At 41.5% G+C, this 21,025-nt stretch carries 18 protein-coding genes, 1 pseudogene and 1 other annotated feature; of the genes and pseudogenes, 2 read left to right on the top strand and 17 right to left on the bottom strand.

Annotated elements, in window-relative coordinates:
* Positions 1 to 18: 18 nt before the first annotated feature.
* Together I592_RS05860 and I592_RS05855 are read right to left on the bottom strand one after the other, a co-directional pair.
* On the bottom strand, positions 19 to 1,980 hold the full coding sequence (locus tag I592_RS05860) for a V-type ATP synthase subunit I (protein WP_010781137.1): 1,962 nt from the start codon (positions 1,978 to 1,980) through the stop codon (positions 19 to 21).
* The gene (locus tag I592_RS05855) at positions 1,967 to 2,290 is read right to left on the bottom strand and encodes a hypothetical protein (protein ID WP_010781138.1); all 324 of its coding nucleotides are present in this window, start codon (positions 2,288 to 2,290) and stop codon (positions 1,967 to 1,969) included. Before I592_RS05855 ends, I592_RS05860 begins: the two co-directional genes overlap by 14 nt.
* Positions 2,291 to 2,335: 45 nt before the next feature.
* Positions 2,336 to 2,383: a sequence feature (sodium ion sensor (DUF1646 type); this cis-regulatory element may regulate processes involved in with the transportation of sodium ions), on the bottom strand.
* Positions 2,384 to 2,600: 217 nt separating this feature from the next.
* Between I592_RS05855 and I592_RS05850 the strand changes: the two genes are divergently transcribed.
* Positions 2,601 to 3,326: a gamma-glutamyl-gamma-aminobutyrate hydrolase family protein gene (locus tag I592_RS05850; RefSeq protein WP_010781139.1), complete on the top strand. Its 726-nt coding sequence runs from the start codon at positions 2,601 to 2,603 to the stop codon at positions 3,324 to 3,326.
* 394 nt (positions 3,327 to 3,720) lie between these two features.
* Here the strand turns inward: I592_RS05850 and I592_RS05845 are convergent, their stop codons facing one another.
* The 11 genes and pseudogenes from I592_RS05845 to zapA all read right to left on the bottom strand — a co-directional run bounded on the left by I592_RS05845 (position 3,721) and on the right by zapA (position 15,267).
* The gene (locus I592_RS05845) at positions 3,721 to 5,169 is read right to left on the bottom strand and encodes an alanine/glycine:cation symporter family protein (protein WP_010781140.1); all 1,449 of its coding nucleotides are present in this window, start codon (positions 5,167 to 5,169) and stop codon (positions 3,721 to 3,723) included.
* Between the two features lie 137 nt (positions 5,170 to 5,306).
* Positions 5,307 to 6,122, bottom strand: a pseudogene (locus I592_RS05840) (aldo/keto reductase).
* A 98-nt stretch (positions 6,123 to 6,220) separates the two neighbouring features.
* Positions 6,221 to 7,480, bottom strand: a complete 1,260-nt coding sequence (locus tag I592_RS05835) for an ABC transporter permease (RefSeq protein ID WP_010781143.1) — start codon at positions 7,478 to 7,480, stop codon at positions 6,221 to 6,223.
* A complete protein-coding gene (locus I592_RS05830; protein WP_010781144.1) occupies positions 7,473 to 8,372 on the bottom strand; it encodes an ABC transporter ATP-binding protein in 900 nt (299 codons plus the stop codon). The genes I592_RS05835 and I592_RS05830 overlap by 8 nt, the downstream gene beginning before the upstream one ends.
* An 88-nt stretch (positions 8,373 to 8,460) precedes the next feature.
* Positions 8,461 to 8,928: a hypothetical protein gene (locus I592_RS05825; protein ID WP_010781145.1), complete on the bottom strand. Its 468-nt coding sequence runs from the start codon at positions 8,926 to 8,928 to the stop codon at positions 8,461 to 8,463.
* Positions 8,925 to 9,131, bottom strand: coding sequence for a helix-turn-helix transcriptional regulator (locus I592_RS05820; protein ID WP_010781146.1), 207 nt, complete (start codon positions 9,129 to 9,131; stop codon positions 8,925 to 8,927). The genes I592_RS05825 and I592_RS05820 overlap by 4 nt, the downstream gene beginning before the upstream one ends.
* An 87-nt stretch (positions 9,132 to 9,218) precedes the next feature.
* The gene (gene uvrC, locus I592_RS05815) at positions 9,219 to 10,994 is read right to left on the bottom strand and encodes an excinuclease ABC subunit UvrC (protein WP_010781147.1); all 1,776 of its coding nucleotides are present in this window, start codon (positions 10,992 to 10,994) and stop codon (positions 9,219 to 9,221) included.
* A 428-nt stretch (positions 10,995 to 11,422) separates the two neighbouring features.
* Complete coding sequence (trxA, locus tag I592_RS05810; RefSeq protein ID WP_010781148.1) at positions 11,423 to 11,737, bottom strand: thioredoxin; 315 nt, start codon at positions 11,735 to 11,737, stop codon at positions 11,423 to 11,425.
* 113 nt (positions 11,738 to 11,850) lie between these two features.
* Positions 11,851 to 14,211 carry an endonuclease MutS2 gene (locus I592_RS05805; protein WP_010781149.1) on the bottom strand — a complete coding sequence of 787 codons (2,361 nt, stop codon included), beginning with the start codon at positions 14,209 to 14,211 and terminating at the stop codon, positions 11,851 to 11,853.
* A gap of 60 nt (positions 14,212 to 14,271) precedes the next feature.
* Complete coding sequence (locus I592_RS05800; RefSeq protein ID WP_010781150.1) at positions 14,272 to 14,820, bottom strand: CvpA family protein; 549 nt, start codon at positions 14,818 to 14,820, stop codon at positions 14,272 to 14,274.
* 12 nt (positions 14,821 to 14,832) lie between these two features.
* Complete coding sequence (gene zapA / locus I592_RS05795) at positions 14,833 to 15,267, bottom strand: cell division protein ZapA (RefSeq protein ID WP_010781151.1); 435 nt, start codon at positions 15,265 to 15,267, stop codon at positions 14,833 to 14,835.
* Positions 15,268 to 15,402: 135 nt separating this feature from the next.
* Between zapA and rnhC the strand changes: the two genes are divergently transcribed.
* Positions 15,403 to 16,305, top strand: coding sequence for a ribonuclease HIII (gene rnhC / locus I592_RS05790; RefSeq protein WP_010781152.1), 903 nt, complete (start codon positions 15,403 to 15,405; stop codon positions 16,303 to 16,305).
* Between the two features lie 100 nt (positions 16,306 to 16,405).
* On the opposite strand, the gene I592_RS05785 is transcribed toward rnhC, so the two are convergent.
* From I592_RS05785 to I592_RS05770, 4 genes are all read right to left on the bottom strand, one after another.
* Positions 16,406 to 17,596 carry an amidohydrolase family protein gene (locus I592_RS05785; RefSeq protein ID WP_010781153.1) on the bottom strand — a complete coding sequence of 397 codons (1,191 nt, stop codon included), beginning with the start codon at positions 17,594 to 17,596 and terminating at the stop codon, positions 16,406 to 16,408.
* A 101-nt stretch (positions 17,597 to 17,697) separates the two neighbouring features.
* Entirely contained in the window at positions 17,698 to 19,164 is a 1,467-nt protein-coding gene (locus I592_RS05780) for an amidase (protein ID WP_010781154.1), read from the bottom strand.
* A gap of 244 nt (positions 19,165 to 19,408) precedes the next feature.
* Positions 19,409 to 20,068, bottom strand: coding sequence for an amino acid ABC transporter permease (locus I592_RS05775; protein WP_010781155.1), 660 nt, complete (start codon positions 20,066 to 20,068; stop codon positions 19,409 to 19,411).
* Positions 20,068 to 20,910, bottom strand: a complete 843-nt coding sequence (locus tag I592_RS05770) for a transporter substrate-binding domain-containing protein (protein ID WP_010781156.1) — start codon at positions 20,908 to 20,910, stop codon at positions 20,068 to 20,070. The genes I592_RS05775 and I592_RS05770 overlap by 1 nt, the downstream gene beginning before the upstream one ends.
* Between the last annotated feature and the right edge of the window lie 115 nt (positions 20,911 to 21,025).

Here is a 21,025-nt window from a genome sequence, read left to right as displayed (position 1 = left end):
TGTTTAAAATTCCTCCAGTTATTTTTCTTTTTCAATATTTATATACTTTTCTTCTGTTTTTAAAGGACGAAACGCACGTCCGCCGCCTTCATAAAATTTCCCAAAGAATTCTACATATTGCAGCCTTGCACCATGGACATAAGCCGACAGTAGGGATAAGAAAATGTTCAGGCCGTGTAAGGCCACCATTAGCAATATTCCAACTGTAAAACGGGCAACCGGCGGCATATAGCTCACCAGCATATTGAACGCGGCAGCAATACTTCCTCCAGATATCCCTAACGCCATCAGTCGAGTGTAACTAACCAGATCACCGATATAGCCGCTGATTCCATAAAGGTCATACGCCCCTTTTGCCAATCCTTTGATTTTCGATTTTGATTGCATCATTGGCGTTACTACCACGAGCAGCGCACTAGCTATCGCTAAGCCGACACCGATTTTAAATAGCGCTTGGCTATCCAAGATCATCTTACCTAGACCAGCGACCACCGCACCAATCATCATTCCTTGCCAGGCAAACCCGTTCGAGATTGCTCCTAAATAATTTTTGGCTCGGATATTCTCTCTTGCAGCTAACCCTAAACCAATAAAAATTTGAATGACTCCAAAAACAATCGACAATATCAAAATGCTGATAACATCTTCACTCGTTGATAGAATTGGCGGATAGCCTAATGAAAAGCCAAAGAACGAATTATAGACTAGCCCCCAGATTATTGTAGGTATTGCCAATACTTGGAAAAAGCGCATAAAGCGTTCCATTCCCCTCGGCAAAATTTTTAGTAAAGCTATCGTTGTCCCTGCTAGCATTAGTATGCCGTAACCGGCATCAGCAACCATCATTCCAAAAAAGACAAAATAAAATGGCATGAACCACGGTGTAGGATCTACCTCCTCGTATTTCGGCAGGCTGTACATCTCTGTTAGCATCTCGAAAGGGCGTACAAGTGTAGAATTTTTTAATTTTGTCGGAATTTCTTCAGTGATTTCGATTTCTGTTGGCTCTTCACTCTCAATATAAAGATTCTCTTCGCCGATCAGGTGACTCACAAATTCCTTGAAGTCGGGAAAAGAGGCTGTTTCGATCCATCCTTGAAGCAAAAATAATTTGTCATCTTTGACAAAGCGATTCTGGACCAGCCATCGGTTTTTTCGTGCTAGCAAGACTTCTTCTGCTATTTCCAATCGCTCTACTATAGCCTTTTTTTGGCCGATCTTCTTTACCAGCACTTTTTCTTCTTCGACTAATTCAAGTTGCTTTCGCTGGATTACAGCCAGCTCAGCTTTTGGCAATCTTTCTTTACTGTACGTAAAAGCGGACACGCCGAATTGACGAATTAGCTCTTGGACTATAGAGTGCTCTTTGCGCAAATACAACAATGTAAAATTTACAATGCGGTCATCACTATACATGAGTTCGTAATAGATTTGTTCCTTTTTTATTTGTTCTTCCAGCAATTCCCATACATTCACATCGGTCGTTCCTAGAAAAATCTGAGTAGCATGCAAAGTCGTCTTTTGGGGTAAGATGTCCAACGAATACCATTTTTGCAGAAGCGCTTCTTGCTCCTCAGCCTCTTGTTTTTTGGCATGGACGTCTAAGAAACGCTTTTGTAATTCTTGAACATTCATTAATTCTATCTGCAATTCTCTTTCTTGAAAGTCCGCTTCTAAACTACGAAGCGTCGTTTTTTGACGTTTAAGGTGCCGTACTTTTTCATGACTGCTGCCATGGTGCTCTATAAATCGAATCGCATTTTCTATCTGTTCCAATTGACTATCTATTTTTGACAGCCCATCTTGACTAGACAAGGGCTCTACATCGTCAAAAAACTGCCTCATCCAGTCATTGCTGACTGTCCTTTCGAAAAGATTCCGAACTTCCAATCCTTGAAATCCCTGAATCGCAGACATTATTTGTTCGCTATATTCTTGTTGCGCAATCAAAGTGAGCTTGCTCATTTTACTGACTGCCATATTCTGAGATCACCCTTTCAATAATATGTTGAATCGTTTGCTCCTTCTTTTTCAGATAGTTATCTTCCATAGTAGTTAACGTTCCTTTGGCATTTGACGCTAGCTCTTGTTCTTCTACTGTCAGTTTCTCCGCTAATTCATTTTCCCTTTCTGATAACGCCTTTGAGAAGTCCTTTTTTAGAGCCTCTCGTTTCTCTTGCAGCATTTTTCTTTGGCTCGATTCATAATCAGCCAATTTCGACATTAGCGTTTCCTTTTCTTTCTCATTTTGCTTCTCAGTGCTTTTTATTTTTTCTAAAGCTTCTAACACACAACCCCTCCTCTGTATAAAAAAAGAGCGCAAGACTCCAAGCTGTTCTTCTCACCCCTTGAAGAACACGATCCTTGAAGCTTACGCCCAACCATTTTTGTCTTTATTTATTAAACATAGTATATCAAATAAAGATATACCCGTAACCATTTTTCAATAAAAAGTATAAAAAATTCTTCTAAAAATCTCACAGAGGCGCATGATATTATAGAAGTATTTCGTTTTAAAAAATAAATAGAAACTTAATAATCGAATTACTTGCTTTTTAAGAATTGATTATGGTATCAAAAGATAGAGAGGATGGTTGTCTATGGAAAGAAAAATAATCGGTATCGCAGCAAATCAGCATTATCAAAACAATCAAGATTTTTTTGATCAACAATTTACGTATAGTCCGCAGGGATTTATCGATGGCGTACATCAAGCTGGGGGTGTCCCCCTTTTATTACCTATCAGTGATCCTGAATTAGCTAGCACGTATGTTGAAACGATTGATAAATTATTGTTAGCTGGCGGGCAGGATGTAACGCCTTTTCTGTATGGAGAAGAGCCGCATCCTAAATTAGGGCCAACGAGCATCGAACGGGATTCTTTTGAAATGGCTTTAGTGAAAGAAGCGATCAAGCAAAACAAGCCTATTTTTACAGTTTGTCGAGGAACACAGCTCTTGAACGTAACGTTGGGCGGAACTTTGTATCAGGATTTGTCGCAATATCCTGACTGGGAGGTCAAGCACGATATGTTCCCTACTGTTCCTGATTTTGGTTTGCATTCCATTACTGTAAAATCAGATTCAACAATCGCTGGTCTATTCGGTCAACGAGCGCAAGTAAATTCGTACCATCATCAAGCAATTAAGGAATTAGCCGAGAGCTTAGTGCCCATCGCCTGGTCTTCCGATGGAATTATCGAGGCTGTCGAAAGTCGAGAGAAAAATACAAAAATCCTCGGTGTTCAATGGCATCCTGAACTCACACGGAAAAACGATCCTAAAGAACAAAATTTATTTGATTACTTTGTTCAAGAATTTGAATAAATTGAACGTGCTTCTATTTTCTAATCCAAAATAAAAAGTATCGATCAATGTGTTCTTTTCATACGATAGTCAGCAGAAGGATAATGGCCTGATTTTGCTATAATTTGTTGATTGTTCCAAAAATAGCTGTCATTTTTTACACTATCAATTACTTTATTGTTTAACCCTGTTGGGTCTTTTTGTATGTAGACGTTATCTTAAGGTGTTCCTTTGCGGGCTATGCTTTAGGTAGCGTTTCTTTATAGGACGAATACACCGTATTGCTTTGATGGCTGTTTGGGCAAAACAAAAACACCTGCAGATTTATTTTACTAAGTTTGCAGGTGCTCTTTTTTGATTGTTTCTTATTATAGTGTCAGTTCAAAAATGCTATAGCTCTCTTTTTACGAATCAATTAATCCTCATCCAATGAGGCTTCGGCTAACGAAGCGGTAGGGTATTCATCGATCTCCCCTGCCGCCAATCGCGCGAAATAGGATTTTGTTTCTTTGAATACAACTGGACTGAGTAAAATCAAAGCGATAATGTTTGGGAATGCCATCAATCCGTTAAAAATATCCGCAATCGTCCAAACCGCTGAGACTGTTAGATAGGGCCCAATAAAGACTGCAAAGATATATACCCATCGAAAGATTGCTGAAAATTTTGTGTTTCCTCCGGTCAAATAGCTCAAGCAGCGTTCTGAATAGTAATTCCAGCCCAAAATAGTCGTGAAGGCAAAGAAAGCTAAACAGATCATCAATAAAAGAGAAGCGACAGTTTGAGAGAGCGGCAAAGCCTCAGTAAAGGCATAGATCGTTACTGCTGAGCCATCAAGACCCGTTTTCCATGCATCCGTCAATATGATCGCCATACCGGTCATATTACATACGATCAACGTGTCGATAAATGTACCCGTCATCGAAACAAGCCCTTGCCGAACTGGCTCTTTAGACTGAGCAGCCGCAGCCGCGATCGGCGCACTTCCCAATCCAGACTCATTCGAAAAGATGCCTCGCGCAATTCCTTTTTGCATGGCGATCATCATTGCACCCAGCGCGCCACCCGAAACTGCACGCAGCCCGAAAGCACTTTGGAAAATCTCAACAATAACACTTGGTAATTTTGTAATATTCAATGCAATCATGAATAAGCATAATCCGACATAGACAACGATCATCAAGGGAACGATAACTTCTGATACCCGTGCGATTCGTTGCACACCACCGACCAATACAATTGCTACTAAGATCGTCACCACTGTACCGGTAATGATCACTGCCCACGAATATTCATTGCCAAAAAGTGCAATGGTATTTACTTTTTCCGGATCAAAAAAGGTTTCAGCCGCAGATGTGATCCCATTGATCTGAGCAATAGTCCCAATACCGATCAACCCTGCGATGGCACCAAAAAAGGCAAACATTTTCGCTAACCATTTCCATTTTTGACCCAGTCCGTTCTCGATATAATAGAATGGACCACCAAGAGCTTTGCCATGATCGTCAAATGTCCGATATTTTACAGCTAATAACCCTTCTGCGTATTTTGTCGCCATTCCTAATAATCCAGCAAACTCCAGCCAAAAGAGAGCGCCTGGACCTCCAGCGACGATCGCTGTCGCAACACCTACGATATTCCCAGTTCCTATCGTGGCTGACAATGCTGTACACAGTGCCTGAAAGCTGGTTACGTCTCCTTGCCCGCCTTCCTCATTTTTTACCATGTACTTTAATGATAACGGTAATCGACGAATTTGGATTGCTCGGCAGCCAACTGTTAAAATAATGCCAATTCCTAAAATAAGTAGGATCATTGGAGCTCCCCAAATCACAGAATTAATTTTTGATAATATATCACCCATCGAATTCCTCCTTTTTTATTATCATTTTATCATATAAAGTTACTAAACGGATTTCCTTTCAAATAAATAATTCTTTTGAGAATAAAAGAACCTGCTACACCCTCGTATGGAGACGAGGGTGTAGCAGGTTCTTCTTATTAAAAATCAAAATTGTCTGGGTCAGCACCAAGGCGTTCGTTGATGTTCAATCCATCAATCAAGGCCATCTCATCCTCACTTAATGTAAAGTCAAACACATCGAAGTTTTCTTGGATACGTTCTTCGTGAACAGATTTAGGAATCACAATAATGTCACTTTGAAGATGCCAGCGAATGATTACTTGTGCGGCTGATTTTTGATGTTTCTTTCCAAGCTCAATAAGTGTCGGATGTTGCAAGATTTTCCCTTGTCCAAGAGGTGACCATGCCTCGACAGCAATATTTTCCTTCGCCAAATAGTTTCACAAGTCAACTTGTGTCAACGTTGGATGAAGTTCAATTTGATTCACCATAGGCTTGATCTTCGCAGTCGTCAGCAGCTCTTCAATGTGATGTTTATGAAAATTGGATACACCGATCGCTTTCGCTCGTCCGCTCTCATAGATTTCCTCCATCGCGCGCCACGAATCCTTAAACTTTCCTTCTACCGGCCAATGGATCAAATAGAGGTCTACAGTCTCCAATCCCAAGCGCTCTAAACTGTCATTGAACGCCTGATGAGCAGAATCATACCCTTGATCTGCATTCCAAAGCTTTGTCGTTACGAAAAGTTTTTCTCGTTGGATGCCTGATTGTCGAATGCCTTCGCCAACCCCTTTTTCATTTTTGTAAATTGCCGCCGTATCAATTAATTGATACCCTGCTTCAATTGCCCATCTGACAGAGTTTCTTGCGTCCTGCTCTTCTACTCGCCAAACACCCAATCCTAATCGCGGCATCTCAATACCGTTGGATAAACGCTTCATTTTATCCATCAAAGTCCCTCCTTGATTGCCATGACAACTGCTTTTTTCTCAATAGAATCGTTCCTACACGTTTATTTTGAAAGAGTTTTCGCTACTGGTCAACTGTTTTATTTCTTTTTACGGTCATTTTTCATGATCGAGATGGATTGTTTCAGCGCACTGAACGTACCACCTTCGCTGTATACTAAAACATTTGATTTGTACAATTGAGCAGAAAAAATCGTCAGCAATACTGTAAAGAGAACCAAGATGCCCAATGAAACGAAGGCACTTGTCAGCGTCGTAGTGTTCGAAGCCAATCGTAACGGCATACTGTAGGAAGATAAAAACGGAATATACGAGGTCACCTTGATGATCACATTTGTTGGATCAGACGTTCCCAAGATCAATCCCAACATATACCCAATCATAGATAAATACATCACAGGCTGGATCGCTTTTGCCGTATCCTCAGGTTTGCTTACGAGCGAGCCGCAAAGAGCGGAGAGCACCGCGTAAAGGAACAATCCTACCAGCATAAAGGCAACAATGATCAGTGCGCCGCTGCCCATTAATGATTTAATAGAGACATTATTGACGAATTCTTTCACCATACCCACATCTTTAAATTGTCTGTACCCGAAAACAAGCGCTACGCCATAGATCAACAATTGTGTCAGCGCCACTAATAATACGCCGAGTAATTTTCCGTAATAGTGGGTTTTTGCTTTCATACTCGATAAAAGAACTTCCATGATTCGCGTTCCTTTTTCCGAAGCGATCTCTTGAGCAATGATGGAGGAATAGCTGATGATAAAGACAAACATAATAATGGTCGTCAAGAAACTGAGAACGAACTGCGTCCCAGAATCTCCTTCGTCAGCCTGCATCTTGCCTTTTTCAAAGGTCACTTTTTCAGACTTGAATTCCGCCGGTGCCATAACTTCTTGTACCTGTGCCGTCGTTAAATTCAACTGACTCGCCCGGATATTCGCCTGCATTGAATTCAAAATCTGCTGCAATTGCATCTCCGTTGAAGTCCCTAGCGACGCTTTGCTATAGAGCCTTCCGGAAACCTGATCCTCTCCCATTTTGAGGTCTAGATAGGCATCGATTTTCTTGTCATCCAATTGCTTTTGAGCTTTCTCATCACTAGTCACTGCTTCAAAGGTGTAGTCCTTGTTCTTTGTTTTCGCTAATTCCTCTGCAACTTCTGGTCGGTCACTGACGATACCAATTTTGTTGATATCGTTCGCATCACCAAAAAAGTGCTGCGACAAATAGAAGATTCCCATTACTAAAAATGGTGCCAAAATCATGATTAGAAAAGCGGCTGATTTCACATTTTTCTTGTAGACGTCTTTGATAATGATCCCCATTTTATTCATTTATCGCACCTGCTTTCCATTTGAAGATTTCTTCCAACGTTGGTGGCTGCTGATTAAACATTGGGATATACCCGTTCATTGTTGCCCGTTCAAAAATATCTTTACCAACGGCTGGGTCGTCCAAGGTGAGTTCGAAACTGCCATCTTCATTTTGTATCACCGATCGAACACCCGCAAAATTTTCTAGTTCTTCTTTAGACAAATGTGCATCTAGATAAAGCTTACTACGTCCAAAAGATTCGCGGATTTCGTGAACTTTGCCGTTCAAGACTGTTTCTCCATTGCGAAGCATGATCAAATGGTCGCAAATCTTCTCCACGTTGTCCATATTATGACTAGAAAAAATGACACAAGATCCTTTTTCTTTTAATTCGATGATCCCATTTTTTAATAATTCCGCATTCACGGGATCTAATCCGCTAAAAGGTTCATCTAAAATAACTAATTTCGGTTCGTGGATCAACGTTGAAATCAGCTGAACTTTTTGCTGATTCCCTTTAGAAAGGGTCTTAACTTTATCCGTTTTTTTCCCCTTTACTTGGAACTTATCCATCCACTCATCAATTTTCGGTGAGATTTCTTGTTTACTTTTTCCTCGTAACGAAGCAAAGAAAAGCAATTGATTTTCAATCGTCACCTTTGGATATAGGCCGCGTTCTTCCGGCAAATACCCGATTGTATTATAATCTTTCCCAGACAAAACATGACCATTCCATAAAACATCCCCTGAATCTTTTGATAAAAAATCTAAAATCAGGCGGAATGTGGTGGTTTTCCCGGCACCATTCTGACCAATCAATCCTAAAATTTTTCCGTCTTCAATCGTGAAGCTCATATCATCCAATGCTTTGTACGATCCGAAGCTCTTGCTTAAATGCGTAACCTTTAACATTTTCTCACTCCTTATTTAAAAATATTTAAATGACTTCACTTGTTTAAGCGAATCCATTACAATCCGTTTTCCCTCAAAATAAGAGGCTTTATAGCTTTCTTCTAAAATAAACATACCCGATCAGATAACTAATAAAGAAAACATAAATCAATCCAGTAGACACCATCATCATCATCTGGGAAACAAAACTTCCCACAACGCTCAATATCACGAGTGTGACGATCAGCACATAGCAAGTGACAAACAGTGCTTTATTAGTGATTTCAATATTCCGTTCATCGGTTTTTGCAATTCTTTGCTGCTTTAATTTTTCAGGATCCCTCATGAGCCTTCGATTTCTAAAAATGGCAAGTGTAAATAAAAGAATGATAGACAAGAAAAATCCGCTAAGGTAACCAAGTGCATGATCGCTTATCTTCAACGCGTACTCTTTTGTCCCTATGAAAAGAATGATTGAACAAACGGCAAGAAAGACTACCGTAATCCTATAGTAATTGTTTTTCATTTTTAATTTCTTGTAATACTGCTGGTCCGGCTTAGAAAGCTTGTCTATCATTCTTCATCCTCCTCCTCAAAAATAAAAACGTCCTCAATCATCAGATCAAAAAAATGTGCGATTTTGTGTGCAAGAATCAATGACGCATTGTAGCGTCCGTTTTCCAAAGAAATGATCGTCTGTCTAGTAACTTCTAGATTATTGGCTAATTCATTTTGAGTTAGTTTACGTTCTTTGCGCAATTCCTGAATTCTATTTTGCAAATGATCAACTCCTCAATGTATAGTACCCTTTACATTCAATAAAAAAAGTATAGCATCCTTTACATTATGTGTAAAGGGTGCTATACATTATTTTTTTTGTAATTGTTCAAGCGTACTCTCAGCTACTGCTTTCGGCAGACCAGCTTTTTGTAGTTCTTCAATCGAAGCCGCTTGGATATTTTTCAATGATTTGAATTCTTTAAGCAGCATTTTCTTTCGTTTTGGCCCTAATCCATCAATATTATCTAGTTTTGAAGCAAAGCTGTTCTTACTTCGCAACTGACGATGGAAGGTGATCGCAAAACGATGGACCTCATCTTGGATGCGCTGCAGCAAGAAAAATTCTTGTGAGTTGCGCTCTAACGGAACCACTGTCAATTCTGGGCCAAAGAGCAATTCACTGGTTTTGTGTTTGTCATCTTTGGCTAATCCAGCAATCGGGATATCTATCCCCAATTGGTTAGCCAACACATCTTTCGCGACATCCACTTGCCCTTTCCCGCCATCTATCACAATCAAATCTGGGAATGGCAGTCCCTCTTTTAATACACGGGAATACCGACGATAGATAACTTCACGCATAGAGGCATAATCGTCAGGGCCTTTAACGGTTTTTATTTTATATTTTCGGTATTCTTTTTTTGCTGGTTTCCCATCAATAAAAACGACCATTGCTGAAACAGGCGCGGTTCCCATAATATTCGAGTTATCGAAAGCTTCGATACGGATCGGTGCTGGAATATTCATCGCATCGCCTAATTTTTCCACGGCACCGATCGTTCGAGCCTCGCTGCGTCCGATGAGGTCAAATTTTTCATTTAATGCCACTTGTGCATTTTTTCCAGCCAATCGAACCAATTTTTTCTTTTCACCGCGCTGCGGCTGTAGGACTCTCGTTTCTAGCATCGCTTCAACACTGGGCTTATCGATACTGTCAGGGATCAACACTTCTTTAGGAATGAAATGCTCATTTTCCTGGTAGAATTGACCAATATAGGTCAGGAAATCTTCTTCCGCGTCATTGTAAAATGGAAACATCGAAACATCTCGTTCGATCAATTTTCCCTGACGAACAAAAAAGACTTGGACACACATCCATCCTTTATCTGTTGCATAGCCAAAGATGTCACGATCGACCAAATCAGTATTGGTCATTTTTTGTTTCGTCATCACTGTTTCGATTGCTCTGATCTGATCTCGATACTCTGCTGCTTTTTCAAACTCCATGTCTAAAGCAGCTTGGTTCATTTTTTCTTTTAACTGCTCTTGAATCTCCGTGTGACCACCGTTCAAAAATTGTTTGATCTCTTCTACCATGTCCTTATAAACTTGCGGGTCGACATGGAAAGCATATGGACACAGGCATTGCCCTAAATGGTAATAAAGACAAGGTGTTTTTTGCGAAGGTTTGCACTTCCGTAATGGGAATAAACGATCCAACAACTTTTTCGTCTCATTCGCCGCATTGACGTCTGGATAAGGACCGAAATAATTCGCTTTGTCCTTCAAGACTTTTCGAGTGATCATCAAACGTGGATACTTTTCATTTGTAATTTTCAAAAAAGGATACGTCTTGTCATCCTTCAGCATAATATTGTATTTAGGATCGTTTTTCTTGATCAGGTTGATTTCAAGTAACAACGCCTCGATATTTGACTCTGTTACGATATATTCAAAGTCCACGATCTCGCTTACTAGTCGCTCCGTCTTTGTATTATGGCTACCAGTGAAATAAGAACGGACTCTGTTTTTTAATATTTTGGCCTTTCCTACATAAATAATCGTGCCGTTTTTATCCTTCATCAGGTAACAGCCCGGCTGATCTGGCAGGAGTGCCAATTTGTTTTTGATTCGTTCGTTCATACGCTGCTTCCCTTCAATGCTATCTCTTTCAAATCACAGCTGGTTCAATCCATGACTGTCCAATTGTACTTGTGAAAGCTTGACTGACAGCTACTTCGACTTAAGGTGTTCATTTTTCTTCAAAAAATGAGTTGCATTCTCACCACGCATATCCTCTAAGTAAACATTGCGATCACTAAGATAAATACTAAGCAGAAACTACCTCAACTTCAAAGTAAACTGTGAAAACTTAGACTGACAGCTATCTTTTATTAAAGGATTCAATTTTCCAAAAATCGGAAAAATGAGTCCTATTTCGTTTCGCATACGATTAGGCTAAACAGCCTGTCCATGAATTGGCTAAAAATCCATATCTACTTTTCAAACTTGGTAAACTGCCAAAAGCCTAACTCGCAAAAAAAGCTGGACAAAATGCCCAGCTCATTTTCTTACATGTGAGCTTGGATAAGCTCTTTTAATTGATCCTTTGTATGAACACCGATTACTTTATCAACGACTTGTCCATCTTTTTTCAAAACAAGTGTTGGGATGCTCATGATCCCGAATGATGCAGGTGTTTCTGGATTTTCATCGACATCCATTTTTACGATTCTGAATTCATCTTCGTCGTATTCTTCGGATAATTGATCTAAGATCGGTGCTTGCATTCGACAAGGGCCACACCAAGTTGCCCAAAAGTCGATCAAAACAAGCCCGTTATCTGTTTCTTCGCTAAATGTTTTATCAGTAACTACTTGTGACATTTGAATTCCTCCTATTATAAAATGGATACTTATAAGTAGGTACCCTTTTTCTTACTAAAAGTAGTATATCACGGTCGCGTGGTCTAGGCTACTGTTCTGCTTACACTTGTAAACTATTTAAAGGTAACCACCGTCGCACCGCTCCCGCCTTGATTTGCTGGGGCAAATTCAAAGCTTTTGACGTTACGATGGTTTTTTAAATAATCTGTGATCCCCTTACGCAACGCACCCGTTCCTTTTCCGTGAATGATCCGAACCTGAGCGAAATTCGCTAACAACGCCGCATCGATATAGTGATCGACTTCGGCAAGGGCCTCTTCATAACGTTTTCCACGTAAATCTAACTCTGGTTTTACTTGCGCACCTGCTCCACGTTGGATTCCGGTTATGACCTGTTGTTTCGGCTCTTCGATCGGCGTCGTCAGTGTCATGTCTTCCTCTGAGACCGTCATTTTCAGAATCCCTAATTGGACTTGCCAATCATTATTGCCCACTTTTTGGATCAAGGTTCCCCGCTGTCCATAGGTTTCTACGATGACTTCATCATTTGGTTTAAACTGTTTCTTCGCCTTCGCTTTTTGCAGCACTTTATTTTTCTTTAACTGCTCGTCTTGTTTTAAATCAGCTAATTGCGATCGTGCATCGATCAATTGATGCTCTTTTATACTGCCTTGGCCTTCTAATTGCATCTGGCGAATGTCTTTGATGATTTTCTCCGCATTCTCCTCAGCTTCGCCAATGATTTTATTCGCTTCTTTACGTGCTTTCTCCATTTCTTTTTCACGTTCATCAAAGAAATAAGAATAGGCATTTTTTAGATCACGATACAGTTTTTCCGATTCGTCCACATAATGACGAATTTCTAAGTATTCGGTTTCTGTTGCTTTACGTTGATTTTCCAAAGCTGAGATCATATCATTTAAGTCTTGACTTTCTTCATCAATGATCTGTTTGGCACTGTCGATGACGGTCGAATCCAACCCTAATCGTCTAGAGATCTCAAAGGCATTGCTTCGTCCTGGTACACCAATCAACAAACGATAGGTGGGGCTCAAGGTGTCCACATCGAATTCCATGCTGGCATTGATGGTATTCGGACGATTATAGCCATAAATCTTCAGCTCTGGGTAGTGGGTCGTCGCCATGACGTAAGAAGATTTTGCACCCACTGCATCTAAGATCGCGATCGCTAATGCGGCCCCTTCTTGAGGGTCCGTCCCGGCACCTAGTTCATCAAACAAAACCAAGCTGTGTTCATCAATTTTATCTAAAATAGAGACGATATTGGTCATATGAGAAGAAAAGGTCGAAAGACTTTGCTCGATCGATTGTTCGTCTCCGATATCCGCAAAAACTTCATCGAAGATCCCCATCTCACTTTCTTCTCCCACCGGTAACGGAAAACCTGCTTGTCCCATTAATTGGAGCAATCCCAATGTTTTTAAAGAGATCGTCTTACCACCGGTGTTTGGTCCCGTGATAACGACGGCTTGAAAGTCTTGACCGATCATCAAATCATTCGCCACTGCCTTGTCTTGATCCAAGAGAGGGTGGCGTGCTTGTTTGAAATAAACATGATTGTCTTGATTGATCGCAGGCACCACAGCTTTTAAATTTTTAGCAAATCGTGCTTTGGCATTCATTAAATCAAAACGTCCTAGTACGTAGGCGTTATGCAAGATGTCTTTTCTAGGTGCGACTAATTCCGCTGATAATTCTGCCAAGATGCGTTCAATTTCTGTACGCTCCGCGATTTGCTGCTGACGTAACCGATTATTTAATTCTACGATCTGTTTGGGCTCCATAAATAGAGTCTGCCCCGAGGCACTCTGGTCATGGACCACACCCCCGAAAATACCACGGTATTCTTGCTTCACGGGAATCACATAACGGTCATTTCTCATTGTAATGAGACTGTCGCTCAAATATTTTGCGTTCTTTCCGCGAATCAAGCCATCTAATTGCTCTCTGATCGTTTGTTCGCTGCGTCGGATTTGACTGCGAATGGTCCTCAATTCTGTAGAAGCTTCATCCCGCACTCGCCCGTCTTCTTCGACTGAGCGACGAAGTTTGCCGCTTAATTCAGGCAACGTCGTCAATTGCTCCTCCCAGAAATACAAACGTTGAAATTCCAGTTCGCTATCTTTCAGATCCTCAATGAAACGAACCAGCTCACTCGTCGTGGATAGAACACGCGAGACTTCCGCCAATTCAAGTCCGTTCAAGTTTGCACCAATCTCGATCCGCTTCATGTGCGGTTTGATATTGTTTAATTTAGGGATTGGAAGACCGCCACGCAAACGTTGGACTTTCATTCCATCTTCGGTTTCATCCAGCCACGCTTGAATCGTATCTTCGTCGTTAGAAGGTGTCAATTGGCGGATCTCTTCTTCCCCTTGCTCGGTTGTCAAATGTTGCTGAATCATTGTTTTTACTTGTTCAAATTCCAATGTTTTTAAAATACGTTCATTCATTATTTCACCTTCTATACATAAATAAACCGAAACCTGTCAAACAGCGTCCCGGTTTTTTCTTTATCCAATAATTTTTGTGACCCATAGATCATTAAATTGCGAGCTCAGGAACAAAGAATGTTCGATCATAAAGCGCGCATACCAGCTGCCTTCTATTTGGTTTTGAACAACAGCCATTGGAACGAAGCTTACTAGCTTCAGGATCAGGAAAATCCCGACGTAGCATACGATCAATTGCAGTATTCCGGCAACGATGCCATCGTATTGAGGGATCATCACCTTGTACAATAAATCCTTAAAGAAAATGGCTATCAGATGCGTCACTAACCATCCGGCGATCAAGATCATGACAAACGCCACACCCGCGTAAAATGCTTTGTCCAAATTGAACGCTTGCTCCACTGAGTAATACAGCATCTTAGAATCGTTCGTAACGGATGGATACGGCACAAATAATTCCAAGTGGGAACCGAGTCTCTGATAAAACATTCGTGCAACGATAAAGGATAGAAGATAACCCACTACAAAAACGATCTGGTATGCTAGTCCTCGTCTATACCCTCCATAAAAAGATAGCAGTAGTGCAAATAAAATTACCAATGTTAACATAGTATCCCTCACTTATTTATTTGCCGCTCTTTTTTGAATCTCACGTTTACGGTTCTCATTAACGATTTGTTGCGCTTCTACGTGATTTCGGATCGGAACGTTTTCTTTTCCGTTCTTCCGCATGATTTCCTTTGCTTCGGCTTCGATTGCTTCGATTTTCTTGATACGATTCTCTAATTCGAGATTATGGGCGGCTTGCCCTTCAAGCGTATAACGCTGCTTTTCTAACTGCATTAAGGCTTCTTGCTTCTTTAATTGATCTGAGACTGCATTAATCGCCAACAACATCGCGGCTTTCTCTTGCGTGATCTCAGGTGATAACGACATGATCTCATTTAACTGCTCATTGACTAAGGCTGTAACCATATCCATATGTTGCTTGGTTTCCTGTCCAATGATAGTATAAGTCTGACCGGCAACGATTGCCTTATAGCGATTTTGCGCCATATCGATCAACCTTCCTAAAACGATTTTTTTAATAGTCCAGTAACAAAAACACTAACATATTATATGCTAAAACCTTTCATATGTACAACTTTCATCAATTAAAAGCGAATTAACTTAAAGAAAAGAGAAAAAATTATGAGTTCTGCTGTATTAAAATTAACTAAACCCGAGATTCAAAAGCTAAAAAACTACTATGCCGATTACCTATTACTTAAAAAAGTGCCGTATAGCGAATTTTCTGCCAAAAAAAATGGTGTGAGCATCACTGCCTATACCTCTGGAAAGGTCCTCTTCCAAGGGAACAACGCGGAACAAGAAGCGGCTCGTTGGGGAAAAACGGCGCCTGCTTCCGCTAAAAAAAGCAGTCGTCTGCCTAGCGATTTTGCTTCCCTTGCCGTTCTTGGCAGCGATGAAGTTGGAAATGGCAGCTATTTTGGGCCCTTATGTGTCTGTGCTGCTTATGCAGACAAAGAACACTTGGACGCACTAAAAACATTAGGCGTAAAAGATTCAAAAATGCTGACAGATGACCAAATCAGAAAAATGGCAACGGCGATCAAAGAGATGATCCCCTTTCGCCTGCTGGTAGTCACGCCTGAGAAATATAACGATATCCAGCCAAAATACAATGCTGTACGCATGAAGGTCGCGTTGCATAATCAAGCGATCCGATTATTATTAGAGGACATCGCACCCACAAAACCTGATGCTATCTTGATTGATCAATTCACTCCCGAAGCAAATTACATGAACTATGTAAAAAAAGAAGCTAAGAGGGTCGAACAAAAAATTTATTTCGTGACTAAAGGAGAACAATACCACCTGGCTGTCGCAGCCGCGTCTATCATCAGCCGGGCGAGCTTTCTTGACGAACTAGACCAGGCTTCACAAGAGCTTGGCATGAAGGTCCCTTCTGGCGCTGGCAAACCGTCTGACGAATTGGCGGCCAAGTTATTGCAAAAAGGCGGTATTGATCTACTACGCAAGTATGTGAAGCTGCACTTTGCGAATACGGAAAAAGCAAAAAAAATGATTTAAGTTACCAAGCGTGATCCCCAATCAGAAAAGTGTTCCTCCTTGAGTACCGATGCCTGATCGAATCTTTTGAGAGGCACGCCTTTGCTGATAGGGGGTATTTTTACATCTCTGCTCCTGATAGATACACACGCTGGACATTTCTTAACGCTTCAATGTCTGCTGTAACGTCTCCTTCTACCACCAAAATATCCGCCTGTAAGCCGGCCTTTAATTCGCCAGTGGTGTCAGCCAAATCAAAGACTTTTGCCGGATTTTGGGTGGCTGTTTGGATTGCTTGGACGGGGGTCAGACCATAGCGGACCATCAACTCAAGCTCCTCCACGATCGGCACACTCGGCGCTTCCAACATGACCATATCTGTACCCGCTAAAATCGTTAGCCCCTCGTCATAAATCGCTTTGAAATTTTTCGAATACGCTTCAACAGAACGCTCAAAGAAATATAAATGATGGGAGTAGGTTTCAGTCGACTGATTTGAATGATTGATCCCTGTTTCTTGGACCTTTTGATTGTACTCTGCCAAGAAATGATAGGCGAACATCGTAGGCGTCCATGATTGTTGCTGTTGAATCATTTGTTTCGCTTGCTCGACTGTTAAGAAATTGCCATGTTCGATCGTATCAAAGCCTGCGTCAATACACATTTGGATTCCTGGCTGTGTTCCTGAATGGACAACACATTTCATACCGAGTCGGTGAGCCTCTTCTACACCCGCCGTTAATTCTTCCTGAGTAAACTCACAAATGTCATCACGATTGGTTGTTAACAGCTTGATCCAATCAGCGCCATCCTTCTTTTGACGTCGGATCGTATGGCGGATATTTTCCACACCGTCTACTTCTTCGATACCGTCCTCGTGTCCATGGCCTCCGGTGATACAGATTCCCCGATCCGTATGCAAAATGCGTGGTGCCTTGACGTAGCCTTTTTCAGCAGCTAAGCGCAAAGTCTCTAATAGAAATTGCGGCCCGCAGCAATCTCGAATCGTCGTTACTCCTTTGGCTAAACACATTTCTGCTTGTTTCTGTGCATAGTAGGCGATCATAAAGTCATTGTAGCGATGCAGATCCGGCTGCGTCCAATAATAGCCTAAATGAATGTGCGCATCCATCAGGCCTGGTAAGATCGTGCCGTCGCTATACTCGCAAACCTCTGCCTGAGGGTACTCAGAAGCTAGTCTTTGTGCTTCTCCTACAGCCACTATTGTACCCTCTGAAAAAACTACACCGCCCTTCTCGATCACCGTTTCACCGTCACCAGTAATTACTTTTCTTGCTTTCAATAAAATCATTTCTATCCTCCTGTTAAACGTTTTCAATAACTAGTTTAAGTGTACCAAAAGAACCGTCAAAATTGGTAACCAATTTTGGCGGTTCGAATCAAGGATCAGCGTTACTTGTTCGCTTGATAATATTCAGGTAATTTGAAGCCGTATTCTGTCTCAAATAATCGTCCGATTTGCAGAAGCAAGTCTTCTCTTCCCCGTGCAGCAGTGAATTGAATACCCAAAGGAAGTCCTTTTTGCGTCAAGTAGGTGGGCAAGCTAATTGCGGGTTGCCCTGTGAGATTGGCTAATTGCGTGTAGGGGGTGATCTCCAGGCTTCGTTCAAACATGCGATCAATGACATGATGCAGCTCATTTTCCGAAAGACTGGCGGCAGCTTCTAATGCATCTCGAATTTCATCGCTTTGTAAATCCTCGTCTATTTTAGGCGCCGTCGTTGCAGCCGTCGGGGTCAAGAGGAGGTCATATTCTGTAAAAAGCTGCTCCATCTTAAACGCCGCATCATCCCAAAAGTTCAACGCGCGAATATAATGACTGGCAGGGATTTTCTTCCCATATTGATAGATTCCCCAAGTCATCAACTCCATGTCGTTCTTCTCCACTGGGCGGCGCAATCCCTGCTCAATTCCAGAGAACATCGCTGCCGTTTCCGCGCCATTCATCAAATAATAGCTAGCGATCAATTCCTTCCCATCCACCGGATAATTGATGATCTCGACTTGATGTCCTTGCTTTAAAAGAAAATCATGCGCTTTTTCTACTGCGCTGGCGGCTTCTGGGGAAACCGTTGAATCAATCGGCGAATCAATAATGACTGCGATCTTCAGCTGCTCTTTTTGGGCGGCTTTATGGTGTTGCCAAGCAGAGGCAGGTGCTTGATAAGGAGCCGCACTGGAGATATCTCGCATCCCATAAAACAGCTTTTCCGTATCACGCATCGAAACCGTTAAGGCGAAGTCGATCGCTGCTCCCTGCCAACCACGCCACCCACTCGGGCCAACGGGCATCACTCCCCGTGTGGGCTTGAGTCCAATCAACCCACTAAAAGAAGCCGGTATTCGAATCGAGCCCCCGCCATCGCTAGCACCTGCAATAGGGACGATGCCTGCAGCTACAGCACTGGCCGCGCCGCCGCTCGATCCGCCGGAGTAATAATCAAGGTTCCATGGATTTCTAGCCGGTCCATACATTTTCGCATCTGTAATGTTTTTAAACCCAAATTCAGGCGTATTCGTCTGTGCAAATGGAATAAGACCGTTTGCGAGTAGCTTGTTCGTATAATAACTATCACTGCTGGCGCGATGTGCCATCAACAATTTTGATCCTGACGTACTCAGCCAGCCTTTTTTTTCCTGTCCCAGCATTTTTAACGGAATCGGCAATCCGGCAAAGGGGCGCGTTAAGACCTCTTCTTGCTGCTGATATTCCGTTAATGCTTCTTGATCCATCACGGTGACAAATGCATTCAACAGTGAATTTTGTTTACGAGCTTTTTCTTCAAACAAATGTAACAACTCTTGAAAACTGATTTCTTTTCTGCGTAATTTTTCTGCCCAGTAAAGACCATCTTTCATCCCTAACACCTCAATAACTTTTTTATTTATTATCACAAATTTTTTTTCATAATACTAGCAACAGACTCGATAGAACCCTCGAAAAGAAAAAAGCCTGATAGAAAAGAGTTCCTTCCTTTCTATCAGACCCAGCCCTCGTGCTATATAGATCATTTTCTATTTTTTTCTTTTTGAAGCCTCTGATCGCCGGAATGATTTCTTCACATGACACGAAAATCCAGACTCTCATCCATTCCAACATTTCTTATACATATTTTTGCTGAAAATACTTCTCTAATCGATACTGCAGGTGGCCGATCCCTATACACAGCAGCCAATAGATCAATGCAACTAAAATATACATTGATAAATAGTCAAATGTTCGTCCACCAATGATTTTTGCTTTTTGAAAGATATCGGGCACGGTGATCATTGCCGCTAGCGATGTTCCTTTAAGCAGGTCCATTGCGACGTTGCCCAACGCTGGGATCGAAATACGAACCGCTTGAGGCAAGATAATGTAACGCATGGTGGGGAAGAATCGATTGCCTAAAGCGTAGGCTGCATCCCACTGACCACCATTGACACCCGCAATTGATCCACGATAGATTTCTCCAATAAACGCACTACTGGTCAAACTAAAGCAAATAACTGCTGCGACCACTGCATTTAATTGATAGGGTAAGCCAAAATAGAGTAAAAACAACAGAACCAGTGCAGGGGTGCCCCGTAAAAAGGATAAATAAAATCGCACGAACAGTTTGATCGGCAGCCATGGAACGAAGCCTAAAATAGTTAATAAAATTCCCAAAAGATTTCCGAAGAAGAACGCCGCCAGACTGATCCCTAATGTATACCCCAATCCACTCAGTAGAAAGGGGACGGATTCGATCATCAAAGGGATATCGATCGTAGGGATGTACATTAGTCCGCTGACACTTTCTCAGTGACTTCTTGTTTAGGCTTCACCGAAACGTCCGTTCCGAAATATTGTTCTGATAGTTTCTTCAGCGTGCCCTCTTCTTTCAACTCTTGAAGCGCCATATCAATTTTTGATTTTAGTGCTTCGTTTTTCTTATCGAATAAGAAGCCGGTCTCGTTTGCATTAAAATAGACATCTTCCAAAATTTTCACCGGAATATCAGGCAACGCTGCGACAGACATTTTCTGCAAATAGTAGTCATTTAAGATCACATCGGTCCGACCATTCGCCACGTCCGTTAAATACTGATCGTTGGTGGCATTGTCATACGTAACAGCTTTCGCTCCATACTTCTCAGCAATCTTCATATAGCTTGTGTTCGGTTCTCCTGCTGCTTTTTTCCCCTTCAAATCCTCTAAGGAATGAATGCCGGAATCATCGCTTTTCCGAACGATCATGCTGTCAAAGGAATGTTTGATTGGTGACGATAAGGCAAATTTCTTGCTGCGTTCTTTTGACATTCCAAAATCATTCGCAGCAAAATCTGCTTCTCCACGATTGACTGCGGTTACCTGACCATCCACGTTGTATTCCTTAAAATTAATTTTCAAATCTAATTTTTTAGCGACTGCTTTCGCCACGTCTACGTCATAGCCAATCAACTGATTGTCCTCGTTGTAATACGAAGATGGAAAAAGTGTGCCTGATGTTGCGACTGTCAGTTCCTTTTTCTCTTCTACCTTTTTCCAACTAGTATCTTCACTTGTTTGACCTTGCCCATTCCCGCAAGCAGTAAAAAGCAGTCCTGCCACCACAAGTGCTAAACCCACAAATCCTTTTTTCATTGTTCTCGTCTCCATTCATTTGCTGATAAATTCTACTCACTCATTTTGTTATAGCATATAAAAAACAGAGATTGATAGAAAACTGCTCATGAAAAACAGCTTATAATACAGATTA

The organism is Enterococcus gilvus ATCC BAA-350, assembly GCF_000407545.1.
Lineage (GTDB): Bacteria > Bacillota > Bacilli > Lactobacillales > Enterococcaceae > Enterococcus_A > Enterococcus_A gilvus.
This window is presented reverse-complemented; position numbering and strand designations above follow the sequence as displayed.

Coding starts and splice junctions, on each gene's coding strand:
- I592_RS05860 (WP_010781137.1), bottom strand. CDS start 1,980: ATGGCAGTCAGTAAAATGAGCAAGCTCACTTTGATTGCGCAACAAGAA.
- I592_RS05850 (WP_010781139.1), top strand. CDS start 2,601: ATGGAAAGAAAAATAATCGGTATCGCAGCAAATCAGCATTATCAAAAC.
- I592_RS05845 (WP_010781140.1), bottom strand. CDS start 5,169: ATGGGTGATATATTATCAAAAATTAATTCTGTGATTTGGGGAGCTCCA.
- I592_RS05835 (WP_010781143.1), bottom strand. CDS start 7,480: ATGAATAAAATGGGGATCATTATCAAAGACGTCTACAAGAAAAATGTG.
- I592_RS05830 (WP_010781144.1), bottom strand. CDS start 8,372: ATGTTAAAGGTTACGCATTTAAGCAAGAGCTTCGGATCGTACAAAGCA.
- I592_RS05825 (WP_010781145.1), bottom strand. CDS start 8,928: ATGATAGACAAGCTTTCTAAGCCGGACCAGCAGTATTACAAGAAATTA.
- uvrC (WP_010781147.1), bottom strand. CDS start 10,994: ATGAACGAACGAATCAAAAACAAATTGGCACTCCTGCCAGATCAGCCG.
- trxA (WP_010781148.1), bottom strand. CDS start 11,737: ATGTCACAAGTAGTTACTGATAAAACATTTAGCGAAGAAACAGATAAC.
- I592_RS05805 (WP_010781149.1), bottom strand. CDS start 14,211: ATGAATGAACGTATTTTAAAAACATTGGAATTTGAACAAGTAAAAACA.
- I592_RS05800 (WP_010781150.1), bottom strand. CDS start 14,820: ATGTTAACATTGGTAATTTTATTTGCACTACTGCTATCTTTTTATGGA.
- zapA (WP_010781151.1), bottom strand. CDS start 15,267: ATGGCGCAAAATCGCTATAAGGCAATCGTTGCCGGTCAGACTTATACT.
- rnhC (WP_010781152.1), top strand. CDS start 15,403: ATGAGTTCTGCTGTATTAAAATTAACTAAACCCGAGATTCAAAAGCTA.
- I592_RS05785 (WP_010781153.1), bottom strand. CDS start 17,596: ATGATTTTATTGAAAGCAAGAAAAGTAATTACTGGTGACGGTGAAACG.
- I592_RS05780 (WP_010781154.1), bottom strand. CDS start 19,164: ATGAAAGATGGTCTTTACTGGGCAGAAAAATTACGCAGAAAAGAAATC.
- I592_RS05775 (WP_010781155.1), bottom strand. CDS start 20,068: ATGTACATCCCTACGATCGATATCCCTTTGATGATCGAATCCGTCCCC.
- I592_RS05770 (WP_010781156.1), bottom strand. CDS start 20,910: ATGAAAAAAGGATTTGTGGGTTTAGCACTTGTGGTGGCAGGACTGCTT.